The organism is Superficieibacter sp. (assembly GCF_032071645.1).
In the GTDB taxonomy this organism is placed as follows: domain Bacteria; phylum Pseudomonadota; class Gammaproteobacteria; order Enterobacterales; family Enterobacteriaceae; genus Superficieibacter.
On sequence record NZ_DAMAPU010000009.1, the window covers coordinates 1 to 13,099 of the forward strand.

9 protein-coding genes are annotated in these 13,099 nt (G+C 54.8%); 4 read left to right on the top strand and 5 right to left on the bottom strand.

Going from position 1 to position 13,099, the window contains the following annotated elements; translation table 11 throughout:
• The first annotated feature begins 693 nt into the window (after positions 1-693).
• The 4 genes from qseE (at position 694) to glnB (ending at position 4,618) form a co-directional block, all read left to right on the top strand.
• The gene (gene qseE / locus RT197_RS15825) at positions 694-2,124 is read left to right on the top strand and encodes a two component system sensor histidine kinase QseE/GlrK (protein ID WP_312952114.1); all 1,431 of its coding nucleotides are present in this window, start codon (positions 694-696) and stop codon (positions 2,122-2,124) included.
• Between the two features lies 1 nt (position 2,125).
• Positions 2,126-2,863, top strand: coding sequence for a two-component system QseEF-associated lipoprotein QseG (gene qseG, locus RT197_RS15830; RefSeq protein ID WP_312952115.1), 738 nt, complete (start codon positions 2,126-2,128; stop codon positions 2,861-2,863).
• Positions 2,863-4,197: a two-component system response regulator GlrR gene (gene glrR, locus RT197_RS15835; protein ID WP_312952213.1), complete on the top strand. Its 1,335-nt coding sequence runs from the start codon at positions 2,863-2,865 to the stop codon at positions 4,195-4,197. Before qseG ends, glrR begins: the two co-directional genes overlap by 1 nt.
• A gap of 82 nt (positions 4,198-4,279) precedes the next feature.
• Positions 4,280-4,618: a nitrogen regulatory protein P-II gene (gene glnB, locus RT197_RS15840; protein WP_002438074.1), complete on the top strand. Its 339-nt coding sequence runs from the start codon at positions 4,280-4,282 to the stop codon at positions 4,616-4,618.
• Positions 4,619-4,655: 37 nt separating this feature from the next.
• Here the strand turns inward: glnB and RT197_RS15845 are convergent, their stop codons facing one another.
• The 5 genes from RT197_RS15845 to hmpA form a co-directional block, all read right to left on the bottom strand.
• A complete protein-coding gene (locus RT197_RS15845; protein WP_312952116.1) occupies positions 4,656-6,107 on the bottom strand; it encodes an oligopeptide:H+ symporter in 1,452 nt (483 codons plus the stop codon).
• 60 nt (positions 6,108-6,167) lie between these two features.
• The gene (gene cadA, locus RT197_RS15850; RefSeq protein ID WP_312952214.1) at positions 6,168-8,315 is read right to left on the bottom strand and encodes a lysine decarboxylase CadA; all 2,148 of its coding nucleotides are present in this window, start codon (positions 8,313-8,315) and stop codon (positions 6,168-6,170) included.
• Between the two features lie 88 nt (positions 8,316-8,403).
• On the bottom strand, positions 8,404-9,729 hold the full coding sequence (gene cadB, locus RT197_RS15855) for a cadaverine/lysine antiporter (protein WP_312952117.1): 1,326 nt from the start codon (positions 9,727-9,729) through the stop codon (positions 8,404-8,406).
• Positions 9,730-10,089: 360 nt separating this feature from the next.
• Entirely contained in the window at positions 10,090-11,625 is a 1,536-nt protein-coding gene (cadC, locus tag RT197_RS15860) for a lysine decarboxylation/transport transcriptional activator CadC (RefSeq protein WP_312952118.1), read from the bottom strand.
• A 170-nt stretch (positions 11,626-11,795) separates the two neighbouring features.
• Positions 11,796-12,986, bottom strand: a complete 1,191-nt coding sequence (hmpA, locus tag RT197_RS15865) for an NO-inducible flavohemoprotein (RefSeq protein ID WP_312952119.1) — start codon at positions 12,984-12,986, stop codon at positions 11,796-11,798.
• Positions 12,987-13,099: the final 113 nt, after the last annotated feature.

Consider the following 13,099-nt stretch of genomic DNA (forward strand, 5'->3'; position numbering starts at 1 on the left):
TTGGTGGACCCCTTAGCCTGAGTAAAGATGACAAATCCAGTCACGACGCCGGACCATTCCCTCTCCCGGGGGAGAGGGCCAGGGAGAGGGCGGAAAACCGGCATCAGACTTTCAGCCCGTTTTATCTTCTTTGAGACCCGACTTATCAGGCCCGGTTTCCTTAACTGACCAGCATCAGATAAACGCATCCGGCTTTTTTTGTGACCCCGCGAGGCAAAAGGTGTCGGCAATGCCCGACATTGCGCTTAGGGAATGTCGCTAATCGGCGACATTTAAATTATTGATTTTATGGGATTATAAGATATTCATCTTTCGGTGTTGTTTTTTAACGACAGTCTGACTGAAAAGCATCCTGAACCGTTTGGTTTCATATCATCAATAAATACCCGCTAAAACATAAACATAACAAATAGTTTTTAAAACTGGCACGCATACTGCATAATACTTACCAGTGGCTCATTCACCTTCTTATGTCAGCCCCTTCGGGACGCGCTACATAAACTTCGAATGACGCACAACAAGGTGCCTGCCGTCCAACATCTGATATCAGCGTTGCTATATCAACCCCAGGGCGAAACGTCGAGTTAGGCACCGCCTAATTTAATAATAAAGCCGGGTTAATCCCCGGCTTTATTGTATCCATCTCTCGCCTCAGTTAGCATCGCGTTATTCAGGTTTGATGAGAGTAACATCTTGAAGCGCTGGTCCATTTTCCCCCGTTCGCTACGACAACTGGTTATGCTGGCGTTTCTGCTGATATTGCTGCCGCTGCTGGTGCTGGCGTGGCAGGCGTGGCAGAGCCTGAACGCGCTTAGCGCCCAGGCGGCGCAGACCAACCGTACCACGCTGATTGATGCCCGGCGCAGCGAGGCCATGACCAATGCGGCGCTGGAAATGGAACGTAGCTATCGCCAGTATTGCGTGCTGGACGACGCCACCCTCGCGCGGGTATATCAGAGCCAGCGCAAGCGCTATATTGATATGCTCGATGCCCATGCGGGCGTGTTGCCGGACGACAAACTCTATCAAACCCTGCGTCAGGATCTGAACAACCTTTCCCAGCTTCAGTGCCTCAACAGCGGGCCGACGCAGCAATCTGCTATTCAGCTCGAAGCCTTTGCCAGCGCTAATACCGAAATGGTGCAGGCCACCCGCGCGGTGGTTTTTTCCCGTGGTCAGCAGTTGCAACAGGAGATCGCCGAGCGCGGTCAGTTCTTTGGCTGGCAGGCGCTGATCCTGTTTCTGGTCAGTCTGGTGATGGTGCTGCTATTCACCCGGATGATTATTGGACCGGTGAAGGGCATTGAGCGGATGATCAACCGGCTGGGAGAAGGGCGCTCGCTGGGCAACACCGTGGTATTTCGCGGCCCGCGAGAACTGCGCTCCGTGGGCCAGCGCATTATCTGGCTGAGCGAACGGCTGGCCTGGCTGGAAGCGCAGCGTCACCAGTTCCTGCGCCATCTCTCTCATGAACTGAAAACGCCGCTTGCCAGTATGCGCGAAGGCACAGAGCTGCTGGCCGATCAGGTCGTCGGGCCGCTGACCGCTGAACAGGAAGAGGTGGTGAATATCCTCGATGCCAGCAGCCGCAATCTGCAAAAGCTGATTGAGCAACTGCTCGATTACAACCGTAAGCTGGTCGACAGCGCCATCGAACTGGAAAACGTGGAGATCGGCCCGCTGGTCGAGATGGTGGTTTCAGCCCACAGCCTCCCGGCGCGGGCTAAAATGATGCAGACCAGCGTCACGCTGAGCGCACCCGTGTGCCTGGCGGAGCCGATGTTATTGATGAGCGTTATGGATAATCTTTATTCGAATGCGGTGCACTATGGCGATGAATCCGGTAACATTTATATTCGTAGCCAACGGCATGATAACCGGGTACGCATTGAAGTGAGTAATACCGGCACGCCGATCCCCGATGCTGAAAAGTCGATGATTTTTGAGCCTTTCTATCAGGGTAGCCACCAGCGCAAAGGCGCAGTAAAAGGCAGCGGACTGGGGCTTAGCATTGCCCGCGACTGTATCCGCCGCATGCAGGGCGAACTTCACCTTGTCGATGAAAGCACGGGGAACGTCTGTTTTCGCATTGAGCTTCCCCTTCCGGGACCGGAATCAAACTAAAATGAATATAAATCTGGTGAATATGTCACACGTACTGGCTCGCTTTTATTCCGCTGCTTCTGCTCGCCGTTTCTGGTCATTGCCGCTCGCCAGTCTGCTGCTGGCGGGCTGCTCATCCCATTTGCCGCGTCTGACGCCGGATAAGCCCGAAGAGAAAATTCCGCAGCATCAAATGGCAGATTTTTTATCGACCGATTGTGCCAATATCTGGCTTTCGGGCGGAAATGAAAGTGATAAAAACCCGTTGTACTGGCTGCGCGGCATTGACTGCGCGGAACGGCTTTCGCCCCAGCAGGCGCGGACTGAAGCGCGTGCCTACGCCGATGATGTCTGGCAGGACGCCTTTAAGCGCGGCATCCTGCTGGCAAACGCCAAAATCACTCCCGTGGAACGACGCACCAGCGTCGCCCAACTGGATGCCCTCAGCCCACAAATACCGGCCCAGGTGCGTCCGCTGTATCAGCTCTGGCGCGATAGCCAGGCGTTACAGCTCCAGCTTTCGGAGGAGCGCTACCGCTACAGTAAGCTCCAGCAGTCCACCGATGGCGAACTCGACACCCTGCGCCAGCAGCAGCAATACCTGCAAAACCAGCTCGATCTCACTTCCCGCAAGCTGGAGAATCTGACCGATATCGAGCGCCAGCTTTCTTCCCGCAAGCCCGCAGGCTCGTTAAGCCCCGATGCGGGCCATCAGGGAGAAAAACCCGCCGCGCCAAAAGAGAGTGAGGATAAACCATGATAAGCCGTAAAACCGCGCATCTCTTATTGGTCGATGACGATCCCGGCCTGCTCAAGCTGTTGGGAATGCGCCTCACCAGCGAAGGCTACAGCGTGGTCACCGCCGAAAGCGGGCAGGAAGGGTTGCGCGTCCTTCGGCGTGAAAAGGTCGATCTGGTGATAAGCGATCTGCGAATGGACGAGATGGACGGGATGCAGTTGTTCAGCGAGATCCAGAAACTTCAGCCGGGGATGCCGGTCATCATTCTGACCGCGCACGGCTCGATCCCGGATGCCGTTTCCGCCACCCGCCAGGGGGTGTTCAGCTTTTTGACCAAACCGGTGGATAAAGACGCGCTGTATAAAGCCATTGACGACGCGCTCGAACACTCGGCTCCCACCACGGACGAGCGCTGGCGTGAATCGATCGTCACCCGCAGCCCGGTGATGCTGCGCCTGCTGGAGCAGGCGCGAATGGTAGCGCAGTCCGACGTCAGCGTGCTGATTAACGGCCAAAGCGGCACCGGGAAAGAGGTGTTCGCCCAGGCCATCCATAACGCCAGCCCGCGCAGCAGCAAACCCTTTATCGCCATTAACTGCGGGGCGTTGCCGGAACAATTGCTGGAGTCTGAACTCTTCGGCCACGCGCGCGGGGCATTTACCGGCGCGGTCAGCAACCGGGAAGGGCTGTTTCAGGCGGCGGAAGGCGGCACGCTGTTTCTGGATGAGATTGGCGACATGCCGATCCCGCTTCAGGTCAAGCTCCTGCGCGTCCTGCAGGAGCGAAAAGTGCGTCCTCTGGGCAGCAACCGCGATCTCGACATCAACGTGCGGATCGTTTCTGCGACCCACCGCGATCTGCCAAAAGCGATGGCGCGCGGCGAATTCCGTGAAGATCTGTTTTACCGTCTGAACGTGGTGAACCTGAAGATCCCGCCGCTGGCGGCGCGCACCGAAGATATTCCGCTGCTGGCGAATCATTTGCTGCGCCTCTCTGCCGACCGCCACAAACCCTTCGTGCGGGCATTTTCCACCGACGCCATGAAACGTCTGATGACCGCAAGCTGGCCGGGCAACGTGCGCCAGTTGGTAAACGTTATTGAACAGTGCGTGGCGCTGACCTCATCGCCGGTGATCAGCGATGCGCTGGTGGAGCAGGCGCTGGAGGGGGAAAACACCGCGCTGCCGACGTTTGCCGAGGCGCGAAACCAGTTTGAGCTGAACTACCTGCGCAAGCTGCTGCAAATCACCAAAGGCAACGTCACCCATGCCGCGCGAATGGCGGGGCGCAACCGCACGGAGTTTTATAAGCTACTCTCGCGCCATGAGCTGGATGCCAACGATTTCAAAGAGTAATTTCCGCTACTTTTGCGATAAGTTATGATACGGTGAGCAACCGTTTACGCGAATCAAACAGACCATGTTTCCAGGGAACACCATGAAAAAGATCGATGCGATAATCAAACCCTTCAAGCTCGACGACGTGCGTGAAGCGCTGGCCGAAGTCGGCATCACCGGCATGACCGTCACCGAAGTCAAAGGCTTTGGCCGTCAGAAAGGCCATACCGAGCTGTACCGTGGCGCGGAATATATGGTGGATTTTCTGCCGAAGGTAAAAATTGAAATCGTGGTGACGGACGACATCGTGGATACCTGCGTTGATACCATCATCCGCACCGCGCAGACCGGTAAAATCGGCGACGGTAAAATTTTCGTCTTTGACGTGGCGCGGGTTGTGCGTATTCGTACCGGCGAGGAAGACGACGCGGCAATCTGATCCTGCTGCCCGTCAACGGACGGGCAGCAATGTTGAATTACTCGCGCACCAGCGCCGCGCGGGTCCATGCTTCTCTGAGGCACACCAGCACTGCAATCAGCGCCACGCAGCTGAGCGTCCACTCTCCCATTTGCGAGAAAAAGCGCCCGTAGGCGGCAACCGCCGCGTCGCTGATTTGTGATTCGACAGTCTGCTGTGCCACCACGCCCGCCAGCCAGTTAGCGACCGCGCCGGTGGCGAGCATATAGATCCCGGTCAGTACGCCGGTCACGCCGGGCAGATTCAGCCGGGTAATTTGCGCCATCGCCACCGGATCGATAAACAGCTCAGCAAATCCCATCAGCGCCAGCCCGCCGATCATCATTCCCATCGACGCCTGCCCGTGCAGGTGCGCGCTGTGCGCATTCAGCGCCAGCAGCAGAAAACCGCCGCCCATCAGTACCAGCCCGACGGCAAATTTCAGCCAGACGCGCAGCGTGGAGCTTATCCCGCCTTGCGGACCAACCAGCCAGGCCAGCACCACGCCTGCGGTCATCACCGCCACCGCGTTGACCGACTGGAACAGCGCCGTTGGCACTTCGATATTCAGCCAGTGACGGTTGACGAAGCGATCGATAAACAGGCTGACAGAACTGCCGCCCTGCTGCGCCAGCACCCAGAACAGCGTCCCGGTCAGCATCAGCAAAACGATTTGCCACAGGGCGCGGCGGTGTTGCGGGAATGTCAGCATAACGCGCGCCACGATCCACGCCGCGATGACGCAGACCAGCGCCAGCAGGTAGCCAGCAGCGTTATATTTCAGCAGCAGCGTAAAGAATACCGGGGCCAGACAGAGCATCACCAGCAGCCAGCACCAGGTCGGGAGGGCAAATTTCACCGTCCGCAGCGCCGGTTTGTTCACGCTTTGCGTATGCTGAAAATAACGGTGGCCGCTTAAAAAAATCAGCAGGCCGAGAAACATGCCGATCCCCGCCAGTGCAAAACCCACGTGCCAGCCGTACCACTGGGCCGCCAGCCCGCAGGCGATGGGGGCGGCGATAGAGCCGATGTTACCCGCCGCGTAAAGCAGCGAAAAACCGCCGTCGCGTCGGCGATCGTCCGGCGCGTAAAGCTCGCCCAGCAGGCAACTGATATTCGATTTAAACAGGCCGTAGCCGCAGATAATAATCGCCAGCGCGAGATACAGACTTAGCGTTGAATCGGACTCCAGCCCCAGCACAATGTGGCCGAGGGTCATCAGCACCGCACCCGCGATCACCGCCGTGCGGTTGCCGAGCAGGCGGTCGGCAAGCCAGCCGCCGAGAATAGGGGTAACGTAAACCAGAGAAGCGTAGGCGCTGAAGAGATCGATAGCGTGGCCGTCATTAAAACCAAGCTGGTGAGTAAGATACAGAATGAGCAGGGCACGCATGCCGTAAAAGCTGAAGTATTCCCAGATTTGAATCGCCACGATGTAATAAATCGCGCGCGGTTGTGAGGGTGTTTTCATGTCGACTCCTTGCGGCGTGAAACAGGGAAGCGGCAGGCCGCTTCCCTTTGGGTATTTGACTTATTTTGTGTTCTCTTCTTTCAGCACTTTTACGGTGTAACGACCATCCGCCTGACGGTATGCGCCGTGAATATCGGTTTCGAAGCCCGGATAGTGAGCGCCGATTTCACACAGCATTTGCAGGAACTCCAGTACCGGACGGCTCTGCTCGGTGATCATCTCACCCGGCATCACCAGCGGCACTCCCGGAGGGTACGGCAGGATCATGTTGGCGTTAACGCGACCTACCATTTCTTCGAGGTAAACCTCTTCTGTTTCACCGTGCAGCTCTTTCTGGAAAGCGGCGTAGGGGGTCATTTCCATTGACGGCAGCACTTCAAACGCACGGTACATCAGGTCCGGCAGATCGTGATGCGCAATCAGTTTATGGATGTTCTGCGCCAGATCCTGGATGCGCATATTGTCGTAAAATTCCGGCGCTTCCTGGTACAGCGAAGGCAGGATGTTTTTCACCCTCAGGTTGAGATCAAACGCGCGTTTGAATTCGGTCAGCGCGCGCAACAGGCTCAGCGCTTTGGTTTTATCGATACCGATGCTGAACAGGAACAGCAGGTTATACGGACCGGTCTTCTCGACGATAATGCCGCGCTCGTCGAGGTACTTGGCGACCAGACTTGCCGGAATACCAAAGTCATCCATCGTGCCGTCTTTCTTCATACCCGGCATCAGAAGGGTCACTTTGATCGGGTCGAGATACATGTGCTCGTTATCGATGTTCTTGAAGCCGTGCCAGGCGCTGTCAGAGCGCAGCGGCCAGCATTCCGGGCCATCGATATGTTCCGGCTGCCACACGTCATAGAACCAGCCGTCGCATTCGTTTTTCAGACGTTTGATCTCTTTACGGAACTTGATCGCACGCTCAATCGACCCGTTGATGAGACGCTTACCGGCGTTGCCTTTCATCATCGCCGCAGCGGTTTCAGTGGAGGCCACGATACCGTAGTGCGGAGAGGTGGTGGTGTGCATCATGAACGCTTCGTTAAACGTCTCTTCGTTGATATCCCCTTTAACGTGGATCATCGATGCCTGTGAAAACGCCGCCAGCAGTTTGTGCGTGGACTGGGTTTCGTAGATCACTTTCCCTTCGACGCGACCACCGCTCATACCGCATTTACCGGCATAGATTGGCGAGAAGTTGGTGTAAGGCACCCACGCGGAGTCAAAGTGGATGGATTTCACATCCAGCGTCTTTTTGATGTAGTCGGTGTTGTACAGCAGACCGTCGTAAGTCGAGTTCGTGATCACCGCGTGGACCGGCCAGCTGGCGCGCGGGGTTTCTTTCACGCGCTGGGCGATGGTGTCGCGCTGGAATTCGCTCTGCGGAATACCGCCGAGAATGCCGTAGGCATTACGGGTCGGACGGAAATAAATCGGCGTAATGTCGCTCATCATCATCAGATGAGTCAGCGATTTGTGGCAGTTACGGTCAATCAGCACCGTGCTGCCCGCAGGCGCAGAGTACATGCCGACGATTTTGTTCGCCGTAGAGGTGCCGTTAGTCACCATGTAGCTACGCTCTGCGTTAAATACGCGGGCGATGTATTCTTCGGCTTCTTTATGCGGACCGGTGTGATCCAGCAGGGAGCCCAGTTCAGACACGGAGATCGACACGTCTGATTTCATGGTGTTCGGGCCGAAGAAGTCATAAAAAATGCTGCCGACCGGGCTTTTCTGGAACGCGGTGCCGCCCATATGACCCGGCGTACAGAAGGTATATTTACCTTCTCGAACATACTTGAACAGTGCTTTGGTCAGCGGCGGCAGAATGGTATCGATGTATTCGTCGGTGTTCTGACGGATTTTTGCCGCGATGTCGGCTGCCGCGCCCAGCGCGTATTCGAAGAAGCGAACCTGCATCCGCAGATCGTTCAGGCTCACGTCCAGCGTCGAGTAAGCGTTAGCAAACGCGTACAGCGGCATGTATTCATTCAGGCTGCTGATCTCTTCGCACAGCTCAAGGTTGTATTTGTCCCAGTCGAAAATTACCCCGCACAGGCGGGCATTATTTTCGATCAGTTTCAGCAGGTCTTCACGGTCGTTCGGGTAAACAATGCGGAAGTTCAGACCTTCCAGCGCGCGATGCAGCTCACGAATAGGCTCTTCTTTGAAGTAAACGCCCATGTGATTCATGATGGCAATAACATTCATAGACATAATCATATTCCAGATAAAGAAGGCCCCTCCCGTCACGGCATGACAGGTGCAGGAAGGAGCCTTTGGGATAGGGGAGAGGCGATTAAAGCGCTTCGGCAGTCTCGTTGTCGTTGTTCTGGCGCTGGTGCATTTTGCGGCCGTAGAACATCAGGATAATCAGGCTGACGATAAAGGTGCCGGACAGTTCGAAGGAGCTGGCGCCCATCAGCGCGATGAAGCAGAACGCACAGCCGAGAACGGAACAAATCAGGCTAACAAAGTTGCGCACGTTGATGCCTTCAAAGCGGATCAGGTCAACGCAGGAGTAGAAGTAAGGCAGCATGGTCAGCAGTACCGCGATACCGGTCAGTTCACCGAACAGATCAGAGGCTTTACCGCCGCTGGAGTTCATGATGGTGATGATGATCATCAGGCCGGTCATTTTCACCGCTGCCAGCAGCAGACCTTTCTTCGGAATGCCGTTTTTATCCAGCTCGCCATACACTTTCGGGAAGTTGCCGTCATCGGCAGCACGCACACCGGCCTGGCCTACCAGCATCATCCAGGAACCCAGCGAGGTCAGACATGCGAAGGCTGTAAATGCAGACACCAGCGGTGCCGCCCAGCCGCCCAGAATGGTCGACGCGCTAACTGCGAACGGCGCACCGGAAGCAGCCATTACGGAAGCCGGGTACATACCCGCAATAACCTGGGTGGCGGCAACATAAACGATCCCTGCCAGCGCCGTACCCAGCATGGTTGCCATCGGTACGGTACGTTTCGGGTTTTTTACCATCCCGGTACTGACAGCGGCGGATTCCACGCCGACGAACGCCCACAGGCACAGCAGGATGCTTTTGATCACCGCGTGAGGATCGGTGGTGGTCGAGGTGTTCCAGTTCGCATGGTAAGTGGCGATATCAAACCAGTGCCAGCCGACAACCGCAGTCAGCACAACCGGAATCAGCACCAGGAACAGGCCGATGGTGGTCAGACGGCTAACCCAGGTGCCACCCAGCATATTAATAAAGGTGAACGCCCAGACAATCGCGATACAGGCTATACCTGCCGGGATCGGGTTATTTAAAATCGGGAAATAGGTAGAAAGATAAGAAACGGCGGTAATGCCGATCGCGAGGTTACCAATCCAGTTGGCATGATAATAAAGTACGCCGGTCTGGAAACCAAATGCCGGAGATAATTCTCCCGCATAAGCAATAGGGCCGCCCTGCTGCGGGTTTTTGGTAGCCAGTCGGGCATAAACATAAGCCAGAGACATTGCACCAATAATAGAGATGACCCAGCCCCAAATGGCAATGCCACCGATGCTGGCGAGGTTCGCAGGTAATAAGGCAATCCCACTCCCCATCATATTACCGGCAACAACGCCGGTACAGGCAAATAGCCCGATCTTTTTGGCAGAACTCATGTTTACTTCTCCTGAACGGTATTTTTAAGAACCGGATCAGTGCGTCATAAATGTTCATTGACCCGTCCAACTGGCGACGAGATTACCGATCTGCCTCGGAAAAGTCCTAAAGGAAAAGTGAAATAAATACAAACATTGCATAAATAACAGGTGGACATTTTTCGAGTAACACAAAAATATCAGGGAAGATATCAGGAAACTATAAAGAGTGTTTAAATTCAGTTGGTTACGTCTGGCATAAAAGTCGGGTTTTATGTTGCCAAAAATAACATTAGCTATTTTTGGCAACATTGTTTTTACATTGAGTTGTGAGTTTATTAATGTTTTATTTAACTGGATTTAGCATATTAACGCCGGATTTTATTCCTCGGCGAGAAACCCATTAAGATAGGGCACGATTTTTTCCAGCGAGGTCTGGAAAATGCCATTTTCAATCCAGTACAACGTGTTTTCGCCAGGGCGTAAATTGAAGGCGGTAATGTAGGCATCGGCCGCCAGTCGATTCTCGCCCTTCATTTCGTAGACCTTACCCAGCAACACATAATTCAGCCATGACATTTCCAGCTCGATGCTTTTATTGATGGCCTCGTAAGCGCCACTGATATTGCCTTTACCCAACATATCAATGGTCTGGATCTTGTAATAAACGGAGGTCTGCTGAATTCCCGGAATGCGGGTTAATTTAACTAACTCTTCGTTTAAGGCGGTAGTTTGCTGTTGATCTAAGGATTGCTGGGACTGACGCAGGGCATCAACCAGAATTTTATCTTCATACGCATAGATAAAATCAGGCGATTCTTTCATGATTTTATCCAGAATGCCGCTGGCTTTACCGAGCGACTGAACATCACCGGAAAATATAAGCTGGCGGGCCTCGTAAAATTCGGTCAGTGACATGGTTTGTGGGATGCGAAACTGCGCAAGCTGGGCCTGCATCCGCTCCGGCCAGGGCTGCGTCAGCACCGCAGACAGGCTGCTGAACAGATCGTCCTGAATTGCGAGCTGATTGGTGTCGGTGATGAAATAGCGTTTATCCAGCATGGTGGAGCTGTCGGCATTATCGATGAGCAGCACCGACATAAAGCACTGCTGGGCGCGGTAGTGGCGCTGATTAACAAAACGAATGGTCAGCGTTTTACCGGAACTGCTGGGTTCATTCACGCTGTAGTTCGTTTTGTCGTGAACCATAAAGGTGGAAAAAGTGTTGAGCGAAGTGGTGATCAGCGCGCCAAGCCCAATCGCGTATGACTTTTTGGATATCCAGTTAGTGCAGGAATCATCGCCGTCAAAGCGAATATCAATGTCTCGCGGATTGAGCAGCAGTCGGCTTTTCGTCACCGTGGGCTGGTGGTGAATCAGGGTCATCACGATCAGCGCGACTAACAGGCTTAATGACAGCAAAAATCCCAGCCAGGTGCCGAAGCCGGATTTTGCCGGGGCAGAGTGCGACGTGCTGTCCGGCACGGTTTCTGCCACGGGCTGCGCAGGTGCAGAGGGCAACGCTGCGGGCGCGGCGATAACCGGGGCGGCGACGGTTGCGCTGGCGTCTGACTCAGAGTCTGACTCTGACTCCGCAGGCCAGACCACCGGCGCGGTGAGCTTATAGCCGCGTTTGGGCACGGTGACGATATATTCAGGATTACGCTCATCGCCGTCTCTTAACGATTTGCGCAGTTCAGAAATACTCTGGGTCACTACGTGGTTAGTGACAATGGTCCGCATCCATACGTGATCAATAATATTATCGCGGCTAAGCACTTCATTCGGGTGCTGCGCAAAATACATCAAAAGGTCAATCAAACGCGGCTCAAGGGTGATCTCACGCCCCTGACGACTGATTTGATTCACCGAAGGCGTCACCAGCCATTCCCCGACGCGGACAACAGAATGTTGCATAACATATGCTCTAACGAAGCAGTGGAAGCTCTAATAATAACACGGTTTACAGGCACATATTTCTTTCGAAAGTCTCGCATAGCGCACGTAAATCAATGCGTGAGGAATTAGTCCGGGGACGGATATCAGTATCGCCCTGATATCCGCTATTAAAGAAGAGAGAGTCGCGGTTACAGCACTTTATGCGGGCCAAAACATTCGTAGTGAATGCGGTCTTTAGCCACGCCAAATTCAATGAGTTGCCGGGCGGCAAACTGCATAAACGCCACCGGGCCACACAGATAATACTCGCTGGCGGCATCGCTTAGCGCGCCCTGCAACTGGCGTAAACTCATCAGCCCTTCGCTGTGAAAACGCCCCGCCTGCCGATCCGCTTCGGTTGGCAGGCGATACCAGATGTGGGCGTTAAAACGGGGAAGGGCATTGCCCAGCGCCATCACTTCATCGGTAAAGGCGTGAACGTCGCCGTTTTCCGCCGCGTGATACCAGTTAACGGTGGCAGGATGCTGCGCGTGGGCCAGTGTATCAAGCATCGCCAGCATTGGCGTCTGCCCGACGCCTGCCGAAATGAGCGTGACCGGCGTTTGCGGCGCAACCTGCATAAAGAAATCGCCCGCTGGCGCAGCCAGATACACTACGTCGCCGACGTTCGCAGTGTTGTGTAGCCATGTTGACACCTGACCGCCTGCTTCACGCTTAACCGCAATGCGATAGCGTTTGCCGTCAGCCTTGCGGGTCAGTGAATACTGGCGGATCTCCTGATACGGAAAATCCTTTGGCTTCAGCCAGACGCCGAGATACTGCCCCGGCTGGTAATCTGCTACCGGCCCGCCATCCAGCGGCTCAAATTCAAAGCTGGTCACCAGGCTGCTGCGCGGGGTTTTATCGACAATACGAAAGGCGCGGGTGCCTTCCCAGCCGCCGGTTTTACGGGCGTTCTCCTGATAAAGCTGCGCTTCACGATTGATGAAGACCCCCGCCAGCACGCCGTAGGCTTTGCCCCACGCGTCCAGTATCTCCTGACCGGGGCTGAGCATTTCATCCAGCGTCGCCAGCAGGTGGGTGCCAACAATATCGTACTGCTCCGGTTTGATTTGAAAGCTGGTGTGCTTCTGGGCGATTTTTTCCACTGCTGGCAGCAGGGCAGGCAGGTTGTCGATGTTGCTGGCGTAGGCAGCAATGGCGTTAAACAGCGCTTCACGCTGATCGCCGTTACGCTGGTTGCTCATATTGAAAATGTCTTTCAGCTCTGGATTGTGGTCAAACATGCGATCGTAAAAGTGCGCGGTCAATTTGGGGCCGGTTTCCAGCAGCAGGGGAATGGTGGCTTTCACCGTAGCAATGGTCTGAGCGTCGAGCATAGCGATTTCCTTTTTATAAGATGTATTTCAAATGCATCTTATAAAAATAACCTTATGCTGTAAATGGCGCTTTGCTACGTGAAAAATCCGCATCGTTAACCTGAAAAGAATTC